Genomic DNA, 19965 nt, shown 5'->3' on the forward strand with positions numbered 1-19965 from the left:
GCTTCGAAGTGTTATCACTAAAAAATACCAATTTCCATACCAAACAATTCTGTTAATGACGAAGCATTAGGTAAATTTTAATAGGATAGTAGTGCATATTGTGTCATCACGATGGCAACTAATCCATCGACTAAATTTAATGATTTCAAATAAGTAATAATTGGACTACGAAAATGACGAGCTTTAAGCCAGCCAACGACGGATGTCATAATTTTAGTGAAATCAATCAGTGCAATTAGCAACACAATACTCTGAAAATATCAGAAACATATAATCAGCAGGTTTCAAGAAAAATATATTAGAATTCTGTTAGAAAAAATAAAAAGCGATTTCAATTACTGAAGTCGCTTTTTAAACTTGTAAAAATCAATCAAAGTTTTTTAAAACTGTAGTTGCTTGATTGGTAATCATTTGCGACACAATTTTGATTGCGGGGATTTTTTTTTGTGGCTTACGTTCTAAAAGGTAGATTTGTCTCTTGCTTTTAATATCAAAATCATGAATAAAAATCCCATCCATATCATTACCTGGAGTAAGTGCTAAGGAAGGCAATATAGAGATACCAAGTTGTGATTTTACTAAGCTTTTTATAGCATCATAACTGTGAATTTCACTAACGACATCAGGGTCAAATAAATTTTCTCGGCACATTTGGATGATATGATTAGATAAATATGTATTTTTGGGCTCTGTGATCCACTTTTTTGATGCTAAGTCTGAAAAGTGTTTAATTGGTAAAATACTTTTGTCGTCTTTACTTGAGACCACTAATAATTTATCTTCGCCAATATTGGTCGATATGATGTCTGAATTGGGAAAAGTGACCTTTTTTTCAAAATAACCAGTTAACACAATATCAAATTTGTGTGATTGAAGTCCTAATAGGCTTTGGTCGGGTTCCTCTTCATATATTCTGCATTCAATACTCGGAAAGGTTTGATTAATATTTTTTATGACAGGAATAAGTATAGAATTTAGTGCACTGGTGAAGGTTGCAATTCGAACAATACCAGCAATTTCACTTTGTCGTGTTTTAAATTCATTTTCGATCGTCTCTAATTCAGATAAAACCGGCTGGGTTCTCTTCACTAATTCTTGTCCAGTTTGGTTCAGATAAACTTTCCGTCCTTGTTTTTCAATCAGCGTTAATTCTAAATCGTTTTCAAGGTCTCTTAATTGCTGTGATATTGTTGCAGGACTAACAAATAAAGCATCAGCAACTCGATTCATTGTTCCTAGTTCGGCTAGGTGGTTTAAAATTTGCAGTTGCCAAATATTCATTCATATTACCTCAATCGTTTAGAAAAACTGAACTATATCCTCAGATACTTTATCTTTTCATTAATTTTATATTGCTTTAAAATTAATTTCAAGTTAATTATTAATCGAAAGAGGCATTTGAATATGATAGAAGCATTTGAAAAATCACAGGAACCATGGGGTGATATAGAAAAATATGTTGGTCGGTACGCTGGAATGGCTTTTAGTCCCGATATTATTGACCGCGCAAAAGGGACTTATTTGTTTACAGAATCAGGTAAAAAAATACTTGATTTTACGTCAGGGCAGATGAGTTCCACATTAGGACATTCAAATCCTGAAATTGTTACAACTGTACAGCAAACCGTACAACGATTGGATCATTTATATAGTGGTATGCTTTCGCGACCTAATATCAATTTGGCTAAAAACATTGCTAGTAAAACAGGAGGGACTTTAAACAAAGTTATTCCGTTATCGACGGGGTCGGAAGTTAATGAGGCCGCTTTGAGAATGGCTAAATTGGTCACAGGAAAATTTGAAGTCGTCTCTTTTAATAAATCATGGCACGGTGTGACGCAGGCTAGCGCTGGCGCCACCTATGCTTCAGCTAGAAAATCTGGGGCACCAACCTCTCCAGGTCAACTTTCAATCCCAACGCCGTATACATACCGTCCCAATTTTTTCAATTCAAAAGGAGAATATGATTGGCGCAAAGAACTAGATTATGGATTTGAAATGGTTGATGCACAATCGGTTGGTAGCCTAGCAGCTTGCATTGTGGAACCAATTGTATCGGGTGGTGGTATTTTGGTGCCCCCCAAAGGATACTTGGCAGCACTAAAAGAAAAATGTCGCGAACGTGGTATGTTGCTGATATTTGATGAAGCGCAAACTAGCTTAGGTAGAACTGGTGAATGGTTTGCATATCAGAATGATGACGTTGAACCAGATATTTTGACTTTATCAAAAACATTGGGTTCGGGTCTACCATTAGCAGCATTGGTTACGACGGATAAAATCGAAAAAGAGGCTCATGAAAAAGGATTTCTTTTTTATACATCGCACGTGAACGATCCCTTGGTAGCAGCTGTTGGTTGCACAGTTATGAATATTATTGAACGTGATAATTTATGTCAAGTAGCCAAAGAAAAAGGGAATTATTTACATGATGGATTGCAAAAACTAGTCGATAAATATGATATTGTTGGGGATGCTCGTGGTCGTGGGCTTCTTCAAGGATTAGAAATTATAAAAAGTAAAAGCAATAAAGAAAGATCTGAATTTATTGGTGATGAAATTACAAAACGCTGCTATAAACTAGGACTTCATATGAATATTGTTAATCTTCCAGGGATGGGTGGTGTGTTCAGGATAGCTCCGCCACTAACTGTTAGCTATGAAGAATTAGACAGTGGTTTGGTAATACTCGAACAGTCCATTAAATCTGTCCAAAATGCTATAAACCTTGGTAATTTATAGAATACTAAAAGGAGAATAATTATTTTTGAAAATATTAAAATGATCAGAAATTACGATCCCGCCATTTCTTCTAATTTGCAAATTATTTTAACTTATTCTGGCTTGCATGCTGTTTGGGTTTATCGTATTAGCCATCAGTTGTGGCAACTCAATTTGAAGCTTCTTGCGCATCTATGCTCGCAATGGGGACGCTTAATCACAGGAGTCGAGATACATCCTGGCGCGCAAATTGGGAAACGTCTGTTAATTGACCACGGCTCTGGAACTGTCATTGGTGAAACAGCAATTATTGGTGATGATGTGATTTTATATCATGGTGTAACCCTAGGTAGTACGCATCATGCCCTTGGAGACACAAGTCGCCGGCACCCGAAAATCGGCGATCACACACTGATTGGTGCGCATGCTACTATTTTGGGAAATATTACAATTGGAAATCATGTGAAAATCGGAGCTGCAACAGTGGTTTTACATGATGTTCCAAGTCACGTGACTATCGTTGGTAATCCAGCGCATATATTGCACAAAAATCCGAATATCTAATAAAAAAATGTAGTAATATCATAATTGTGTTAGAGTATATGATATTCTATACGTTATGAGGGAAAATTATGAGTATTTACTTTGAAAGTACGATAGAGAATCATCTTGCTATCGCGGTGACCGAACTAAGCCATGCCGATGAAATGTTTGAGTTACTCTATAATGATCAAGAAAACATCGGTCAATTTCTTGGGTTTGTGGCATTAACAAAAACAAAAGAAGACGAAGTTAATTATATAAAGAAAAAAATGCATGGTATCGCAGATGGTACTGATGCATTGTTTTCAATTATTCGAGATAATCATATTGTGGGTGTAATTGATCTTCATTATATTGATTCAGAGAACAAAAAAGCAGAGATAGGGTATTGGTTACATTCAAAATTTCAGCATCAAGGTATCATGACCAAGTCTGTTCGTAAGGTTTGTGAGTATGCTTTTGAAAATATTGGTTTGAATAAGTTATCATTGTTTGCCGATGTAGAGAATGTTGGCAGTAATGCAGTTGCCAAACACGCAGGTTTTTCATATTTGGCAACTCATCCGGATTACTATGTTCATCGTGGTCAATTGCGCGATATGAATGAGTATTATCTGCTCAAACGAGAATTTTAAATGTAATAATTAAGCATGAAAACAGTATTATTGATTAATCTGCTATATAATTAAGCTAATTAATAGTTAGTTGAATGTAGAAAGGAGAATCATGTCACATAATCAAAAAGAAAGTAGTAAGGCTGTGAAGTTGGGCATTGGAACCAATAAAGTAGGCGGTCATAATTTGTTTGAGGGCCTAAAAGATGAAGATGGCTTTGATATAGTTCGTGAAGCATTGGATTCGCAGGTTCAAATGATTGATACAGCCTATATGTATGGTCTTGGTCGCTCAGAAGAAATCATTGGTGAAGTTATTAAAAATTATTCTCGTTCAAGCTTTAAAATTGCTACTAAAGCGGCACAAGATCCAGATGATAATTTAAAAATTAATAATACACCAGCTTTTCTTAAAAAAGCAGTTGATGATGCCTTGGAAAGACTTCAGACGGACTACATCGATATTTTCTATATTCATTTTCCTGATGAAAACACGCCCAAAGATGAAGCAGTTGCTGCTTTAAATGATTTGAAGAAATCAGGGAAAATTCGTGCAGTCGGTGTATCAAACTTCAGTTTGGAACAAATTAAAGAAGCTAATAAAAATGGTCAAGTAGACTATGTCGAAGATGCATATAGTTTAGTGCACCGCGAAGCGGAAAATAAATTATGGCCATACTTGCAAGAAAACCATATTGGTTTTGTGCCATATTTTCCATTGGCTTCTGGATTGTTAACGGGAAAGTACAGCTTGGCAGATGCTGATAAATTTGAGCAGTTTACAAAAGAACAATTTGAAACAATTATTTCTGCCTTAAAACTTGTTGAGAAAATAGCGAAAAATCACAATGCTTCAATCTCGCAAACTATTCTGGCTTGGTATATTGCCAATCCTAGCATCAGTGCGGTTATTCCTGGGGCACGTAATGCAAGCCAAGTGACTAATAACGTTGCTACACTAAACATTGATTTAACTGAAACAGAATATCAGCAAATCGACACAGCCTTTGAAAATTTTTAGGTAGTGTTGTACTATAAGTCTATATAAAAAAGCAAGTCAGTAATATGACTTGCTTTTTTACGCTATTCACACTTTAGAAAGAAGGAATGGAATATGGAAAAATATCATCGTGCATTTGGCGTTTATGGCATTATTTATTCAAGCAGTAAAGGGCTTGTTGTCATAAAAAAGAATGGTGGACCATACATTAATCGTTTTGATTTGCCAGGTGGCAGCTTAGAAGATGGGGAAGAATTATCGCTTGCTATTAAACGTGAAATAACAGAAGAAACAGGTTTGACGGTTCAGAAATATAGTCAGTTGGGAATTACTAGTTTTAAATATCCTTGGGATTATTTAAATTACCACTATAATCAACATATCGCTGTATTTTATGATGTTGAAAAGTTGTCTGGCAAAGTTGAAGAAATTGCACCACAGTTTGATGGGCAAGATTCATTAGGCGCTGTTTTTATACCACTGGAAAATATAAGTATTCGTAATGCTTCACCATTGGTTTTAAAAGCAAAGGAATATTTATTGAACAATCGTCGTTTTGAAGATGAAGATACCATATTTGATGAGTGGACAGTGTTGGAGAATGCTGTATTTTAAAAAAGTACTGATTGCTAACAATCGGTACTTTTTTATTGATGATTTTTACGATATTGATAGGGGGTATTTTCAGTCCATTTTTTAAATTGTCGTGAAAAATGAGCGGAATCCTGATAACCCAGCGCTTCGCTAATGTTAATCACACTTAAATCAGGCATTTGCAGTAACCGCTTAGCTTGTGCAATTTTTAATTTTGTTAAATATTGTCGTGGTGCGTATCCGTAAATTTTTCTAAACACTTCTCCACCATAACTTGGACTAATTTTTAGATCACTGTAAATTTTGTCAATACTTAAACGGGACGAATGATCGCTGACAATGAAATCTTCGTTAAAGTAGCTGTGGATATTCTTTTGCAAAGTAGTTCTTATACCATAAGCAATTGAACTGGCTATTTTCAGTTGGGAGGAGTTAAGGGATGTGTGTTCTAATACTTCAGTAGAAAATAATTGGAAAATAAAATCAGACAGTAATACATGAAGCTTCAACTCATCCTTAAAAGTGTACGCCATGTTTTTGTTTAATACGTCCCGTAATTTGTCCAAACTTTTGATAAGAGGGATATTTTTTAGTGATCCGTTAGGAAAATTAAGGATACCCTGACTTATTAAATTTGTGACGAAACGTTCATCATCTAAATTGAAATGAAAATTAAAGTAGGTTGTATTTGTTAGACTAGTTGTTTCGTGCCATACATTGGGATATAAAACCATAATATCCCCCGATTCTAGGCGAATTGTATTATCAAAGGCCGTTACATTGATAGCACCTTCGACAATGTAAAATACTTCAAAAGCCAGATGACGTTCAGAAGGGTAGTGCCAGCCAGGTTTGATATCTTGCTGATGACCACCAAAGAAAGAGATGTTCCAATCTAATGCGGGTAATCGTATGGAGCCTTGAAGCTCTTTTTTTTCGAATGATTTCATGTGATAACCTCAAAAAGGGCTTTTTTATGGTGAATAAAGCGCTTACATTTAAGATAATTATGCGCCATAATGAAAGCGTTATCAAGAGTTATTATTTTATTTTAACACAAAGAAAGGAATCGTATGAACAAAAATAAGGAATTATTGTTTGGCGTTGCCTATTATTTTGAGTATTTACCCTATGATCGTATTGATCAAGATATCAAAATGATGCAAGAAGCCAAAATTAATGTCGTCAGAATTGGAGAAAGTACTTGGAGTACTTACGAACCACAGGATGGTGTATTCGATTTTAGTAAACTGATTTATACGCTCAATAAAATGAGGGATGCAAAGATATCGGTTATTGTGGGCACGCCGACGTATGCATTTCCTACTTGGCTGGCTAGGAAGTTCCCTGAGGTGCTTGTTGAAAATAACGGGATCCGCTTGCCTTATGGTGCCAGGCAGATAATGGATATTACCAGTCCAATTTATCGATATTATTCTGAGCGGATTATTCGTCAAATGTTGCAGAAAACGGTTGATTACGAGAACATCATTGGTTATCAAGTTGATAATGAAACCAAGCACTATGGTACATCTGCAAGCCATGTCCAAGCCGGCTTTGTTGAAGAAATTAAAGAAAAATTTTCTGGTGATCTTGATACGTTCAATAAAGAGTTTGGTCTCGACTATTGGTCGAATCGTATTAACACGTGGGAGGATTTTCCGAATGTAAACGGTACAATTAACGGCAGTTTAGCAGGTGAGTTTGCAAAATATCAACGTTCTCTGGTTCAGGAATACTTAAGTTGGCAAGTTGATTTGGTCAATGAATATAAAAAAGATTTTCAATTTGTGACACACAATTTTGATTTTGAATGGCGTGATTATTCGTATGGCATTCAACCAGACGTCAATCATTTTGCGGCAGCCGAACCGTTAGACTTTGTGGGAATTGATGTCTATCATCCCTCACAAGATCAACTTACAGGGACGGAAAATTCTTTTGCTGGCGATATTGCGCGTTCAATTAAGCATCAAAATTATTTGGTGCTAGAAACACAGGCACAAGCATTTAAAAGCTGGACACCATTTCCAGGTCAACTTTATCAACTTGCCTTTAATCATATCGCTAATGGCGCGAACATGATTGAATATTGGCACTGGCATTCTATCCATAATTCTTTCGAGACATATTGGAAAGGGTTATTGAGTCATGATTTTGAACCAAATCCGGTTTATGAAGAGGCTCAGAAAGTGGGACATGACTTTGAACGTTTGTCTGATAAGTTAGTCAACTTAAATCACTCAGCAGACGTAGCGTTTGTGGTAGATAACGAAAGTCTCACAGCAACATCCAGCGATTGGATAGAGTTTGCGATTGGGAAGGACGTAAAATACAATGATGTATTTCGGAGATTGTACGATACATTTTACAAATTAAATGTCCGAACCGATATTTTGAATCCAAAAACGATTAATTTGAGTGATTATTCATTAGTTGTCGTACCAATGTTATATGTCAGCGACGAAAGCTTTTTGAAAGCATTAAATCACTACATTCATGACGGTGGCAATGTATTGTTCACATTTAAAGATGGTGTGACTGATGAACATGTCAAAGTACGGACTGATATACAGCCAGCAATTATTCGAGAAGCAATTGGTGCGCATTATCACATGTTTGTCGACCCCAATGGTGAGACATTAGAAGATCAGACTGGCATATTTGAAGATACTGATTTGCAAATCAGTGAGTGGGCTGAATTGCTCGAAAGTGATGGAGCAACAATTTTAGCCTCATATAATAATCATTGGAAAAAATTTGGGGCTATTACTGAAAACAAATATGGTAATGGTACGGCATGGTATTTAGGTGCTTGGCCAAGCCAATCTGTTACGAATGCTCTAGTAAAACATGTTATCAAGCAATCAGGAGTTCTCCAATCCAATTATGATGCAACTTTCCCAGTGATTGTTAAATCAGCACAAAATGAGTACGGTGCAAGCATTGATTTCTTGTTTAATTTTTCGGATAGGAGTACAAGCCTGGCTGCGCCTTTCTCAGGTATGGAGTTAATCAAACAAGAACACATGGCTCAAGGTAGTCAAGTGACATTGCAGCCTTGGGATGTAAAAATTATAGAAAGAAGTAACTGATAATGGATAAGACAGTAGATGCTCAAATTAAATTGGGCAAAAAAGATGGATTTCGATTCACGATATCTTATTTCTTGTTCTCATTGTTGTGGATGGCTGGATTGGCAATTATAGCTGCAGTTCTTTTGCCACAACATTTGCGAAATGTGGTAGGAGCCGAAGGTTCCACAGCCGTGTTTGGTGTTTTAAACGCAGCAACCGCCATAACCTCATTATTATCAAACTTAATCGTTGGTAATTTATCAGATCGCACGCGTTCTCGCTTTGGCCAACGTACGCCATGGATTGTTGCAGGTGGTGTTATCGGCGGTGTATCTTTGTTTGCTATCGGTCTGTTTCAAAATGTCTGGTTAATCGGGGTTAGTTACTGTATCAGTATGATTGGTTTAAATATGATGATTGCGCCAGCTATGGCGACTCTGTCAGACCGAGTTCCCGAAAACTTGCGTGCAACAACATCAGCATTTTATTCAGCTGGTACTACCGTTGGAACGTCGCTTGGAACCTTAATTGGTGCCCGCTTTATTACGTTGCAGACTCCAGGATTTATTACGGCCGGTATCCTAATGGGTATTGCAGGTATTGCGACAGTTATCGTTTGGCCACACGAGCGTTCTGCAAAGTCATTACCATCAGTTACAGGTGGCGTTAAGGAATTATTAGCTTCATTTCGTCCACCACTTAAAGGCGCCCGTGATTTTTGGTTAGCCTTTACCGGTAGGTCATTATTAATCTTTTCATACTACATGATTTTGAATTATCAATTATATATTTTGTTAAGTTATATTGGTCAAAGTGAAACAGCTGCTGCTGCAACTATTTCGGTCATGTCAATCGTGACAATGGTTGTCGGATTAGTTGGCTCATTGGTCTCAGGGAGTTTGTCAGATAAATTTGGTCGTCGAAAGCTGCCAGTAAATATTGCAACCTTGCTCATGTCCATTGGGTTTTTGTTACCATGGATTATGAAGTCACCATTCTCAATGATTCTGTTTGCAGGATTCTCAGGATTAGGTTATGCAGTGTACGGTGCGGTTGATCAGGCATTGAATATAGACGTTTTGCCTAACAAGACTGAATCGGGTAAGGATTTAGGGATTTTAAACATGGCAACCACATTAGGCCAGACAGTTGGTCCAATTGTTACAAGTATTTTAGTTGGATTCGGCGGATATAATTTGGTATTTCCAACAGCTGTTGTATTTTCTGCACTAGCTATGATATTTATCCAAATGATTAAGTCGACAAAGTAAAGGAGAATTTAGACAATGATTAAAGGTGTTAATTTAGGTGGATGGCTTGTTTTGGAAAAATGGATGGCACCACAATTATTTGATGGTGTAGCAGCAGAAGATGAGTATTACTTGCCACGTGATTTAAGTGAAACAGACTACAAAACACGCATAAATATGCACCGGGCTAATTTTATTACGGAGGCTGATTTCTTAAATATCGCAAGTTTAGGAATAGACACAATACGTATTCCAGTTCCTTATTTTATTTTTGGTGATGTGTCACCATTTATTGGTGCTATCGATTATCTTGATAAAGCCTTTAGTTGGGCTGAAGCATATAACCTTAAAATTCTAATTGATTTGCATACAGTTCCTGGGAGTCAAAATGGTTTTGACAATGGTGGTATATCTGGTGTTCAGAACTGGGCACAACATTCAGATCAAGTAGATTTTGCTATTTCAGTTTTGCGTCGTTTGGCCGAACGTTATGGGCAAAGAGTTGGGTTATATGGTATTGAAGTATTAAATGAACCTGCAACAGCCGAAATGTTTCAAACAATGCTTGATCGGTATAAACCTCGTGATCCCGAGATGGCATTGGAAAACGCACCAATTACATTTAAGTTTCTATACGAATTTTATAAGCAATCATACACCAAATTACGAGAAGTACTACCGGTAGATAAGGTGGTTATGTTTCATGATGGATTTGATATTTCAAAATGGGCGGAATTTTTTAAGCAAAATGAATTTGAGAATGTTGTATTAGATACCCACCAATATCTAATGATTGCTGAAATGAAGACAGGTGAGTTAACACTTGATTCGTATCATCAATACATGAATGAAGTTGGGGATGCGATTGCTAAAGTCAAAGAATTTGTTCCAGTAGTAGTAGGTGAATGGACTTTGTTCAATTCTTTGGCTACAGGTTCAGATACCAAAGGTGGTGTTAGCCCTGTCCAACAGGTATTTGATCAGGAAGTAGAAATTGATCAAAACAATGCGCTAAGTATTTATCAAGATCTTTGGAACTTACAAATTGAGCAGTGGCAACGCGTTGATGGTTATTTTTTCTGGAGTTACAAAATTAATATTGACACAATTAATGATAAGGAATGGTTCGGTTGGGATTCTTGGTCACTCGAAAGGTCTGTCAACAAAAAGTGGGCCAAGATTTAAACAAACTGAGGCGATTAATTGAAAGAGAGTGATCATATGTTAAAAATAAAAAACCCGATTATTCCTGGAATGGCACCTGATCCATCCATCATTAGGGTAGAAAATAAATATTATATTGCTACTTCAACCTTTCATTGGACACCTGCAATTCAGCTATTTGAATCAACTGACTTAAAAAATTGGCAATTAATTGATCATGTTTTGAAAAAAGAAGAGATCTCTTTGAAGGGAACAAACACACCAGCAGGAATTTGGGCGCCACATCTATCCTATGATGCACACAAAAAACGTTATTGGATTGCTTATTCGCACATGTTAAACATGGCGGGTCGAGAATTTAATGCCGATTCGTATGCGCTTTGGTCGGAAAGTATTCACGGCCCTTGGTCAGAGCCAATTTACCTCACATCAATAGGCTTTGATCCATCTATTTTTCATGACGACGATGGCAAGAAATATATTGCTATCTTAGAATGGGAGTCAAGACCAAATTATCAAGCACCAGGGCATATTGTCATAGCTGAATTCAACTTTGAAAAGCAGAAAATTGTTGGTTCGTGGCATCGAGTAACTACCGGATTTACTTCAAGGGGTGCTGCTGAAGCACCAATAATTTACAAAAGAAACGGTTACTATTATCTTATGATTGCAGCTGGGGGTACAGGTTACGCCCATGGAGTCGAAATTGGCCGATCAAAGGACATATTTGGACCTTATGAATCACATCCTAGTGGCGAACCAATTATTACTTCCTCACCAGAACACCTTTTTTCCCTAGGAGATCCTGATGCTGGGCAATTTGAGATGTATAATCCAAATTCTAATATACAAAAGTCGGGTCACGGTTCTTTGGTGGAGACACCCAACGGTGAGTGGTACGTTGCACATTTGATGTCACGCCCATTGCCTGGTACGACATTAAACCCATTAGGACGAGAAACTGGTATCCAGAAAGTAAATTGGACGGCAGACAACTGGTTACAAATGGCTGACGGTACAAATTTTGCTAAGGAAAATATTGATGGCCCACAACAAAAAGAAGCAACAATAAAATATTCTGAAGATATCAAGGAGGACTTTAATGAGCCTTATTATGACAAGCGATTTTTATCTCCATATCGTTTTCAGAATAAAACATGGATCAATAATTCGGAAAATACAGATTACTTAAGAATTTATGGTGGCGAGTCACTTTTCTCACAAATGAATCCAAGTATTTTAGCTACCCGAGCTACATCGTTCACTTATTCTCTAGAAACTGAAGTGGAAATTCATCCAAATCATTATTCTGAATCAGCTGGAGCAGGGCTATATTATGATGCTAATAACTGGTTGTATGCAAACTTATACTGGTCAGAATCATTAAACGCGATAACATTAGGTTTAACACAAGCAAAGTTGGGTGAGAAAAAAATTTATCAGTACGTTAAGGTGCCTATTTCAATTGGACACGTTCAAATAAAATTCGTCTATAATTTTGGTGAAGCGACAGTGTTTTATAGAATGTCTGCTGACAGTGAATGGCTGATATTACTAGAAAATGTTGATGTTAATTATTTATCCGATGAAGGGGTTAATGGTGAAAAAGGTGAAATTGGCGGTTTCACAGGGCTCTTCAACTTCATAGCGGTCACTGATGCACACCAGCATGATGGTTACGGTGACTTTTCGTTCTATAAGGTAACGAATCTTTGATGTGTTGTTTAATTTAATTAAGAAGAAAACCCAACGTGATATGCTCGTTGGGTTTTTTGATGTAAAAATTATCATTTAATATAAAATTGTCTAATTATTTACTAATAAAAATATTAACATTATAAAACAGTTATGATAGGATATTTATATTGCTTCAACTGACTAAAATGTTATGAATTGAGAATAGTCTATGTCGTTATCAAAAGAACAATTGAATGATTTTTGGAGTGGCGTAAAGGCTTCTTTGCCAACCATGCTAGGTTATATTAGTATTGGCGCAGCATTTGGAACAATTGCTGGCTCAGAAAACTTTACTCTTTGGCAAGTATTTTTGCTGTCAGCGATTTTTTATGCTGGTTCTGGACAGTTTATTGTTATCAGTATGTTGGTTGCCAATGCGTCCATTAGCAGCATTGTCATGATGGTTTTTTTGGTTAACTTTCGCATGTTTTTACAGTCACTAACGGTTACACAAGTTTTTCCGCGGCAATCTACTGCATCCAGTTTGCTTATGGGTAGTTTAGTAACTGATGAGTCATTTGGCATACTGTCTGTGAATATTGCAGCTGGCAAGAAAAGATCAGTGATGTGGATGCATGGTTTGAATATTGCTTCATGGGCAACATGGTGGCTAGCTTGTGTTATTTTTGCAGTAGTTGGCAAAAATATTACTGATTCTGCAGCATTCGGCTTGGATTTTGCTTTAACGGGAATGTTTGCCGGACTTTGGTTGCTGACAAGCATTTCAATGTTCCAAAATCCTAAGGAAAATAAGTTTAAGGTGCTGTCAATTATAATCGTTTCTACGGCTTTGTTGTACTTACTTATGTATTTCTTTAGTGCAGTTGTGTCTGTATTGTTAGCATCTGTTTTGGGGAGCTTTTACGCCGTTTTGGTAAATAGAAGTGAGGGTGAGTAATATGAGTGATACTAAATTTTATATCGTCCTTCTAGGCTGTATTATTGTGACACTTATTCCTAGAGTGATACCTTTTTTTATGGCTAAGTATATTAACTTTCCAGATTGGATGACGACATTTTTAAGGTATTTACCGTTAGCAATGATGACAACACTTATGTTTCAAAATATATTTGTTGTTCATGGGCACGGGCAGCTGGCGACTGTGAACTTTACTGTTTTAGTGGCATTGTTACCTGGTTTAATTATCGGCTATTTTAGGCGTTCTCTGATGGTTGTAGTTTTATTGAGTGTGCTAGTAATGGCTTTGATGAGATACTTTAATCTTTAAAAAAAGATAGCCATATACGATAGTTATCTTTTTTTTTTACTTAAAATGTGCCCAAATAATTGTAAATGTCGGAATCTGAGAATTCTAACAAAGACATCAATAATTTTTTCATGGTAAATAGATTATCAATTCTGGATTCAATTTGAGTAATTTTACCTGCAACAAGCTTTTTTAAATCGTCTGGGGACATTTGTTTGTTAAGCATATTCAGGCTTTCTTGAATCTCTTTTAAAGTGTAACCTAGTGATTTGGCATCTTGAATAAACTTAATTTTTGGTAAATAAGTTTCATCATATATGCGATAACCATTTGCTAAACGCTTTGGTTTTGGTAGTAGTCCGCATTGTTCATAATAACGAATTGTCGCTGCACTAAGACCTGTTATTTTTGCTAGTTTGCCACGAGTTAGTTGTTTCATATCATTTTCCTCTAAAATAATTGGTTCCACTTTATTTCAATGACAAAATAGCAAGTTTAGCTTGACATTGAAGTTAACTTCATCGTTTGTAATAACGTTATTCCAGAGTGTTTGCAACGATAATAAAAAATTAAAGGATGTTTTAAATATGCTACGAAAAAAATATAAGCCGATAATGTTTCTCATAAAGAATATTGCAATTATCATAATGTTTTTTATTGGTATCTCGATGGAACCGTATTCTCCAGATCAAGCACCATTAAAAAATTTAATCATAATAACTTTTCTTTTAATCGTGTGCATCTACATATTTTCATGGCTTGTCAATTCGATTTCAAACCATGGTCGATTATTCATACACCGTATTGAACTGTCTACGTTTCAAAAGTATTCATCACTATTTGCTTTTGGTTATTTTATTTTGCTATATATTATTAATGAAAATATTCAAAGTATGCTACTTTTGTTTCAGAGTTCACCTGAAGTTATTGTCACTTGTACAGCTATAGCTTTGGGCGCCGGATTTTTCGAAGAATATCTTGCAAGAGGATATTTATTCAATCTAATTCAGCGGTTTTTAAAAAAATACAATAACAAATTGCTCATCACATCAATAGTGACTAGTATCATATTCGGTTTGTTGCATCTATTCAATTTAGGATTAGATACCACTAAGGGCGTTGCCCAGCAAGTTTTCTATGCTTTTTGTATTGGTTTATTTTTTTCTTTGGTAAAAATCATTACAAACAGTATTTACGTTGGTGCCATCTTACACTTTTTGTTTGATTTGCAATTTGGCATATACGAAAATACTTCAACACATATGAGTTGGTCAGTAGTCGTATTATTGTTTCTTCCCTTGGCTGTTATCAGTATGATTTTGATTAAATCATTAGAAACAACGGTGAATGCTAATCAAAATTTACTATTGGAAGTTTAATTGCAGTAAATATTTTCATAAAGTTGCGCCAATATCAGTTTTCTTTCAATTCATGACATGAAAAAAGGTATTTGCTTCGTAGTATTTTTACAAAAAATAGCAATTAGCTGTTTTTTTGATGAATTTTCAAGACTGCAATCTTTTGTAGCAACGTTTTATGCTTTTGTGAGAAGTATAGTTTAACGTATATATTTCTCATAGTAGCTTAGATAAAACCATAAGTTTGGTATTATCATTATTTGAAAGGCGATAAAGAAAAGCTTTTGATTAAGAAATCTAATAAATACCCTGAAGTGATTTTCAATAAACAATACACAAATTCGAAAAAGTAAGCTATGTATGACAACAGTATGATAAACTCAATGTATGATTAATTTTATACACTTGCTACACTGCAAAGAATAAGATTAAAATGATCATATAAAAGGACTAGCAGTGCCAGAAATATTTCGGCGCATTTTTATTAAACATGGCAAATAAATATGAAATTGTTAAAAAAGACATTTTAGAAAAAATATTGAGTGGAGAATACGATAAAAATCAACAGCTGCCAACAGAGAGCGAAATGATGACAGCGTTTTCTGTCAGCCGTTACACCGTACGACGTGCTGTTTCTGATTTAGAAAATGAAAAATATGTTTATCGTGTGCAAGGTGGTGGCTCGTTTGTGGCTGATTGGTCAGCTGCAAAAAAATATGAGGAAGTCCCCAAAGTAATTGGTATCTTATCTACTCATGTGGCATCTTATATATTTCCAGCAATTATTGATGGTGCTGATCAAGTGCTATCTGAAAACGGATTTTCACTTATTTTGGCTAACACCCATAACGACCCAAAACGTGAACGCACAGCATTAACAAACTTAATGAGCCAAAATTTAGGTGGATTGATCATTGAACCAACCCAAAGCGCTATCGATACACCTAATATTGATTTGTATCAAAAAATTGCGCAACTAAACATTCCGATGGTTTTCATTAATGCCTCATACAATAATTTTGAAGGGACCACATTGGTCAGTGATGATAAAAATGCAATCTATCAGGTAACGGAATATTTGATTAAACGAGGACATAAAAGAATCACAGGTGTATTTCAAGTTTCCGATGTTCAAGGTATTCATCGTTTGAATGGCTTTCTTCAGTCGTATCAGAACCATCCGAATATCTTACCAGAGAGTTCCTCAATCATGTATAAATCTGATGAAGTGAATGAAGCACTTCAAAATATGCGTGAATTGTTGGTGAAAAATCCAGATCAAAGGCCCACAGCCGTCATCGCATATAATGATCAGCTAGCGATACGTATTGTAGACTTGATTCATGAAGTGGGGCTTAAAGTACCACAAGATATCTCCGTGATTGGTTTTGATGATTTCCAATTATCACAATATTTGTCTCCTAGGCTGACAACAGTGTCACATGCTAAAGAGAAAATGGGACAAGATGCGGCGAGGTTATTGTTACAGAAAATCAAGCATCACAAGGTTGAGTCGATTATCTATCATTCTCAATTGATTGAAAGAGAATCAGTAAGTGATATTAGTTAAATTAAACGGCTAAAAAAAAGCTAACTAGAAGATATTTTCTAGTTAGCTTTTTTATGTTTTTAAAATTAAGTTATCGTATAAAAATAAATATATTTGACTTATACGGACAAATGTTTTATAGTTTGTTTGTAAGCGTTTCCAAAAAATGATTATTCTAGATAACATCGTTTGATTCCGAGTCGCTTCAACACTACAAATGTCGCTACAAGTACAAATACAGAGGATGAAAAATGACTGATATACAAGATTACAAGTTTTGGTTTGTGACAGGATCTCAATTTCTATATGGTCCTGAAGTATTGAAACAAGTTGAAGAAGATTCAAAAAAGATTATCGAGAAGTTAAATGAATCAGGTAATTTACCTTATCCAATTGAATTTAAAACTGTTGGTGTGACAGCTGAAAATATTACTGAAACGATGAAAGAAGCAAACTATGATGACTCTGTTGCTGGTGTCATCACATGGGCACATACTTTTTCACCAGCTAAAAATTGGATTCGTGGGACACAATTACTAAACAAACCACTGCTTCATTTAGCAACTCAAATGTTGAATAATATTCCTTATGACACAATTGATTTCGACTACATGAATTTAAATCAATCGGCGCACGGTGATCGTGAGTATGCGTTTATTAATGCTCGGCTTAGGTTAAACAATAAAATCATTTTTGGTCACTGGTCTGATGAAGCCGTTCAAGTGCAAATTGGAAAATGGATGGATGTTGCTGTCGCTTATGAAGAAAGTTTCAAGATTAAAGTAGTCACTTTTGCTGATAAGATGCGTAATGTAGCAGTTACAGACGGTGATAAAATTGAAGCACAAATTAAGTTCGGTTGGACAGTAGACTATTGGGGTGTTGGTGACTTAGTGGAATATGTCAATGCAGTTGATGGTACCGAAATTGATGATCTTTACATCAAGCTCCAAGATCAATACGAATTTGTTGCTGGTCAAAATGATCCTGAGAAATATGAACACAACGTGAAATATCAATTACGCGAATATCTAGGTATCAAGGCATTTTTGACTGATAAAGGTTATTCGGCTTTCACCACTAATTTTGAAGACTTGGTTGGGCTTGAACAATTACCTGGTTTGGCAGCACAACTTTTGATGGCAGATGGATTTGGATTCGCTGGTGAGGGAGATTGGAAGACAGCAGCACTAACACGTTTGTTAAAAATTGTGTCACATAATCAAGCGACAGCATTCATGGAAGATTATACTTTGGATTTGAGACAAGGCCATGAAGCAATTCTTGGATCACATATGCTTGAAGTTGATCCAACGATAGCATCGGATAAATCACGTGTTGAGGTGCATCCTCTTGATATTGGTGGTAAGGAAGATCCCGCTCGTTTGGTCTTTAGTGGACGTACTGGTGATGCTGTTGATGTGACAATTTCTGATTTTGGTGATGAGTTTAAGTTAATTAGCTATGATGTCACAGGAAATAAACCAGAAGCTGAAACACCATATCTACCAGTTGCTAAGCAATTATGGACACCAAAGGCCGGCTTGAAAGCGGGTGCTGAAGGATGGTTAACAGTTGGTGGCGGACATCACACAACATTGAGCTTCTCGATTGATTCTGAACAGCTGACCGATTTAGCCAACTTATTCGGTGTCACATATGTAGATATTAAGTAAAGGCATAATCATGGAAAATGGATCTACAAAAAAAATCTCCAGTTCATTTATATATTTCTTTGGTGCATTTGGTGGAATTTTATTTGGTTACGATATCGGTGTTATGACCGGTGCCTTACCATTTTTGCAAAAAGACTGGAATTTAACAGATGCTGGAACAATCGGATGGATTACTTCAACTTTGATGTTAGGAGCAATTCTCGGTGGTGCATTAGCTGGCCAATTGTCAGATAAATTGGGTCGGCGTCGGATGATATTAGCTTCATCGTTTATCTTTGCAGTAGGTGCGCTGATGGCAGGAATATCTCCGAATAACGGTGTAGCCTGGTTGCTCTTTGCTCGTTTCCTTTTGGGCTTAGCTGTTGGGGCAGCTTCGGCATTAGTTCCTTCATACATGTCTGAAATGGCGCCAGCAAAAACGAGAGGTCGTTTATCTGGATTGAATCAGTTGATGATTGTTTCTGGAATGCTTTTATCATATATCGTTGACTATTTGCTACAGGGGTTACCTCATACACTTGCTTGGCGATTAATGCTTGGTTTAGCTGCCGTACCTGCAATCATACTTTTCTTGGGTGTTCTCCGTTTACCTGAATCACCACGATTTCTGGTTAAAACACATAAATTAGCTGAAGCACGACAAGTGCTTACTTATATTCGTAGTGTCGGTGAGGTGGACTCAGAATTAGAAGACATACAAAACACTGTAGCAGTTGAGTCAGGAGCACAGAAGAATATTACTCTAGGTACATTATTTTCTAACAAGTACCGGTATTTAGTTACTGCGGGTATCGGTGTCGCAGCCTTTCAACAATTTATGGGCGCCAATGCAATATTTTACTATATTCCGCTAATTGTTGAAAAGGCGAGCGGTCAAGCTGCCTCAAGTGCATTGTTATGGCCTATCGTACAAGGTGTGATACTTGTACTTGGCGCATTATTGTACATGATAATTGCAGATAAATTCAAACGTCGCACATTGTTAATGGTCGGCGGAACAGTAATGGCTTTATCATTCTTAATGCCCTCAGCTCTCAATGCATTAGTTGGGGCTGATAAATTTCCACCAATGTTGATTGTTGTTTTTCTATCAATTTTTGTAGCCTTCTATTCATTTACTTGGGCGCCTTTGACATGGGTATTAGTAGGTGAAGTGTTCCCTCTGGCAATTCGCGGGCGTGCAAGTGGTTTGGCTTCATCGTTTAATTGGCTAGGATCATTTGCAGTTGGGTTGTTATTTCCTATTATGACGGCAGCAATGCCGCAAGCAACGGTATTTGCTATCTTTGGTGTAATTTCTATTATTGCCGTGCTATTTATTAAATTTGCTGTTCCTGAAACTCATGGCAGAACGCTTGAAGAAATAGAAGCTCAGGGAACCAGGAACTGATACATTGCGGGCCAAACTTAGGCATAAAAGAAAAGATACTTAACAAGATTGATAGGTATGTTTTCTGTTTAGGAGAACAAGTAT

Annotated in this window: 19 protein-coding genes; 15 read left to right on the forward strand and 4 right to left on the reverse strand. The window is 36.3% G+C overall.

Annotation, left to right across the window (positions count from 1 at the left end; genetic code table 11):
* Window positions 1–77: 77 nt before the first annotated feature.
* On the reverse strand, window positions 78–209 hold the full coding sequence (locus JNUCC76_RS04060; protein ID WP_454156024.1) for a hypothetical protein: 132 nt from the start codon (window positions 207–209) through the stop codon (window positions 78–80).
* A 157-nt stretch (window positions 210–366) separates the two neighbouring features.
* Window positions 367–1281, reverse strand: coding sequence for a LysR family transcriptional regulator (locus JNUCC76_RS04065; protein ID WP_454156026.1), 915 nt, complete (start codon window positions 1279–1281; stop codon window positions 367–369).
* 123 nt (window positions 1282–1404) lie between these two features.
* Between JNUCC76_RS04065 and JNUCC76_RS04070 the strand changes: the two genes are divergently transcribed.
* The 5 genes from JNUCC76_RS04070 to JNUCC76_RS04090 all read left to right on the forward strand — a co-directional run bounded on the left by JNUCC76_RS04070 (window position 1405) and on the right by JNUCC76_RS04090 (window position 5493).
* Window positions 1405–2742 carry an aspartate aminotransferase family protein gene (locus JNUCC76_RS04070; protein ID WP_454156028.1) on the forward strand — a complete coding sequence of 446 codons (1338 nt, stop codon included), beginning with the start codon at window positions 1405–1407 and terminating at the stop codon, window positions 2740–2742.
* Between the two features lie 39 nt (window positions 2743–2781).
* Window positions 2782–3285 carry a serine O-acetyltransferase gene (cysE, locus tag JNUCC76_RS04075; RefSeq protein WP_454156030.1) on the forward strand — a complete coding sequence of 168 codons (504 nt, stop codon included), beginning with the start codon at window positions 2782–2784 and terminating at the stop codon, window positions 3283–3285.
* 68 nt (window positions 3286–3353) lie between these two features.
* Entirely contained in the window at window positions 3354–3899 is a 546-nt protein-coding gene (locus JNUCC76_RS04080; RefSeq protein ID WP_454156032.1) for a GNAT family N-acetyltransferase, read from the forward strand.
* A gap of 91 nt (window positions 3900–3990) precedes the next feature.
* Window positions 3991–4899 (forward strand): aldo/keto reductase, encoded by a 909-nt coding sequence (locus JNUCC76_RS04085; protein ID WP_454156034.1) that lies wholly within the window; start codon window positions 3991–3993, stop codon window positions 4897–4899.
* A 93-nt stretch (window positions 4900–4992) separates the two neighbouring features.
* The gene (locus tag JNUCC76_RS04090; RefSeq protein WP_454156035.1) at window positions 4993–5493 is read left to right on the forward strand and encodes an NUDIX hydrolase; all 501 of its coding nucleotides are present in this window, start codon (window positions 4993–4995) and stop codon (window positions 5491–5493) included.
* A 32-nt stretch (window positions 5494–5525) separates the two neighbouring features.
* On the opposite strand, the gene JNUCC76_RS04095 is transcribed toward JNUCC76_RS04090, so the two are convergent.
* Entirely contained in the window at window positions 5526–6422 is an 897-nt protein-coding gene (locus JNUCC76_RS04095) for an AraC family transcriptional regulator (protein ID WP_454156036.1), read from the reverse strand.
* A gap of 123 nt (window positions 6423–6545) precedes the next feature.
* Between JNUCC76_RS04095 and JNUCC76_RS04100 the strand changes: the two genes are divergently transcribed.
* From JNUCC76_RS04100 to JNUCC76_RS04125, 6 genes are all read left to right on the forward strand, one after another.
* Window positions 6546–8567: a beta-galactosidase gene (locus JNUCC76_RS04100; protein ID WP_454156037.1), complete on the forward strand. Its 2022-nt coding sequence runs from the start codon at window positions 6546–6548 to the stop codon at window positions 8565–8567.
* 2 nt (window positions 8568–8569) lie between these two features.
* Window positions 8570–9820, forward strand: coding sequence for an MFS transporter (locus JNUCC76_RS04105; RefSeq protein WP_454156039.1), 1251 nt, complete (start codon window positions 8570–8572; stop codon window positions 9818–9820).
* A 15-nt stretch (window positions 9821–9835) separates the two neighbouring features.
* Window positions 9836–10984 carry a glycoside hydrolase family 5 protein gene (locus JNUCC76_RS04110; RefSeq protein ID WP_454156040.1) on the forward strand — a complete coding sequence of 383 codons (1149 nt, stop codon included), beginning with the start codon at window positions 9836–9838 and terminating at the stop codon, window positions 10982–10984.
* Between the two features lie 36 nt (window positions 10985–11020).
* Entirely contained in the window at window positions 11021–12679 is a 1659-nt protein-coding gene (locus JNUCC76_RS04115) for a glycoside hydrolase family 43 protein (protein WP_454156041.1), read from the forward strand.
* A gap of 190 nt (window positions 12680–12869) precedes the next feature.
* Entirely contained in the window at window positions 12870–13598 is a 729-nt protein-coding gene (locus JNUCC76_RS04120; protein WP_454156043.1) for an AzlC family ABC transporter permease, read from the forward strand.
* A gap of 79 nt (window positions 13599–13677) precedes the next feature.
* Window positions 13678–13929 carry an AzlD domain-containing protein gene (locus JNUCC76_RS04125; protein ID WP_454156044.1) on the forward strand — a complete coding sequence of 84 codons (252 nt, stop codon included), beginning with the start codon at window positions 13678–13680 and terminating at the stop codon, window positions 13927–13929.
* A 40-nt stretch (window positions 13930–13969) separates the two neighbouring features.
* Here the strand turns inward: JNUCC76_RS04125 and JNUCC76_RS04130 are convergent, their stop codons facing one another.
* On the reverse strand, window positions 13970–14347 hold the full coding sequence (locus JNUCC76_RS04130; RefSeq protein WP_454156046.1) for a MerR family transcriptional regulator: 378 nt from the start codon (window positions 14345–14347) through the stop codon (window positions 13970–13972).
* A gap of 229 nt (window positions 14348–14576) precedes the next feature.
* On the opposite strand from JNUCC76_RS04130, the gene JNUCC76_RS04135 reads away from it, so the two are divergent.
* The 4 genes from JNUCC76_RS04135 (at window position 14577) to JNUCC76_RS04150 (ending at window position 19881) form a co-directional block, all read left to right on the forward strand.
* A complete protein-coding gene (locus JNUCC76_RS04135; RefSeq protein ID WP_454156048.1) occupies window positions 14577–15287 on the forward strand; it encodes a CPBP family intramembrane glutamic endopeptidase in 711 nt (236 codons plus the stop codon).
* A 469-nt stretch (window positions 15288–15756) separates the two neighbouring features.
* Entirely contained in the window at window positions 15757–16836 is a 1080-nt protein-coding gene (locus tag JNUCC76_RS04140) for a GntR family transcriptional regulator (RefSeq protein ID WP_454156050.1), read from the forward strand.
* A 230-nt stretch (window positions 16837–17066) separates the two neighbouring features.
* Window positions 17067–18491, forward strand: coding sequence for an L-arabinose isomerase (gene araA, locus JNUCC76_RS04145; RefSeq protein ID WP_454156052.1), 1425 nt, complete (start codon window positions 17067–17069; stop codon window positions 18489–18491).
* 10 nt (window positions 18492–18501) lie between these two features.
* The gene (locus JNUCC76_RS04150) at window positions 18502–19881 is read left to right on the forward strand and encodes a sugar porter family MFS transporter (protein WP_454156054.1); all 1380 of its coding nucleotides are present in this window, start codon (window positions 18502–18504) and stop codon (window positions 19879–19881) included.
* Window positions 19882–19965 lie beyond the last annotated feature (84 nt).

Source organism: Leuconostoc sp. JNUCC 76 (genome assembly GCF_053667755.1).

What these genes read in the sequence shown, in the direction of transcription:
- JNUCC76_RS04060 (WP_454156024.1), bottom strand. Translation starts at nt 209, where the DNA reads ATGACATCCGTCGTTGGCTGGCTTAAAGCTCGTCATTTTCGTAGTCCA.
- JNUCC76_RS04065 (WP_454156026.1), bottom strand. Translation starts at nt 1,281, where the DNA reads ATGAATATTTGGCAACTGCAAATTTTAAACCACCTAGCCGAACTAGGA.
- JNUCC76_RS04070 (WP_454156028.1), top strand. Translation starts at nt 1,405, where the DNA reads ATGATAGAAGCATTTGAAAAATCACAGGAACCATGGGGTGATATAGAA.
- cysE (WP_454156030.1), top strand. Translation starts at nt 2,782, where the DNA reads ATGATCAGAAATTACGATCCCGCCATTTCTTCTAATTTGCAAATTATT.
- JNUCC76_RS04080 (WP_454156032.1), top strand. Translation starts at nt 3,354, where the DNA reads ATGAGTATTTACTTTGAAAGTACGATAGAGAATCATCTTGCTATCGCG.
- JNUCC76_RS04085 (WP_454156034.1), top strand. Translation starts at nt 3,991, where the DNA reads ATGTCACATAATCAAAAAGAAAGTAGTAAGGCTGTGAAGTTGGGCATT.
- JNUCC76_RS04090 (WP_454156035.1), top strand. Translation starts at nt 4,993, where the DNA reads ATGGAAAAATATCATCGTGCATTTGGCGTTTATGGCATTATTTATTCA.
- JNUCC76_RS04095 (WP_454156036.1), bottom strand. Translation starts at nt 6,422, where the DNA reads ATGAAATCATTCGAAAAAAAAGAGCTTCAAGGCTCCATACGATTACCC.
- JNUCC76_RS04100 (WP_454156037.1), top strand. Translation starts at nt 6,546, where the DNA reads ATGAACAAAAATAAGGAATTATTGTTTGGCGTTGCCTATTATTTTGAG.
- JNUCC76_RS04105 (WP_454156039.1), top strand. Translation starts at nt 8,570, where the DNA reads ATGGATAAGACAGTAGATGCTCAAATTAAATTGGGCAAAAAAGATGGA.
- JNUCC76_RS04110 (WP_454156040.1), top strand. Translation starts at nt 9,836, where the DNA reads ATGATTAAAGGTGTTAATTTAGGTGGATGGCTTGTTTTGGAAAAATGG.
- JNUCC76_RS04115 (WP_454156041.1), top strand. Translation starts at nt 11,021, where the DNA reads ATGTTAAAAATAAAAAACCCGATTATTCCTGGAATGGCACCTGATCCA.
- JNUCC76_RS04120 (WP_454156043.1), top strand. Translation starts at nt 12,870, where the DNA reads ATGTCGTTATCAAAAGAACAATTGAATGATTTTTGGAGTGGCGTAAAG.
- JNUCC76_RS04125 (WP_454156044.1), top strand. Translation starts at nt 13,678, where the DNA reads ATGGCTAAGTATATTAACTTTCCAGATTGGATGACGACATTTTTAAGG.
- JNUCC76_RS04130 (WP_454156046.1), bottom strand. Translation starts at nt 14,347, where the DNA reads ATGAAACAACTAACTCGTGGCAAACTAGCAAAAATAACAGGTCTTAGT.
- JNUCC76_RS04135 (WP_454156048.1), top strand. Translation starts at nt 14,577, where the DNA reads ATGGAACCGTATTCTCCAGATCAAGCACCATTAAAAAATTTAATCATA.
- JNUCC76_RS04140 (WP_454156050.1), top strand. Translation starts at nt 15,757, where the DNA reads ATGGCAAATAAATATGAAATTGTTAAAAAAGACATTTTAGAAAAAATA.
- araA (WP_454156052.1), top strand. Translation starts at nt 17,067, where the DNA reads ATGACTGATATACAAGATTACAAGTTTTGGTTTGTGACAGGATCTCAA.
- JNUCC76_RS04150 (WP_454156054.1), top strand. Translation starts at nt 18,502, where the DNA reads ATGGAAAATGGATCTACAAAAAAAATCTCCAGTTCATTTATATATTTC.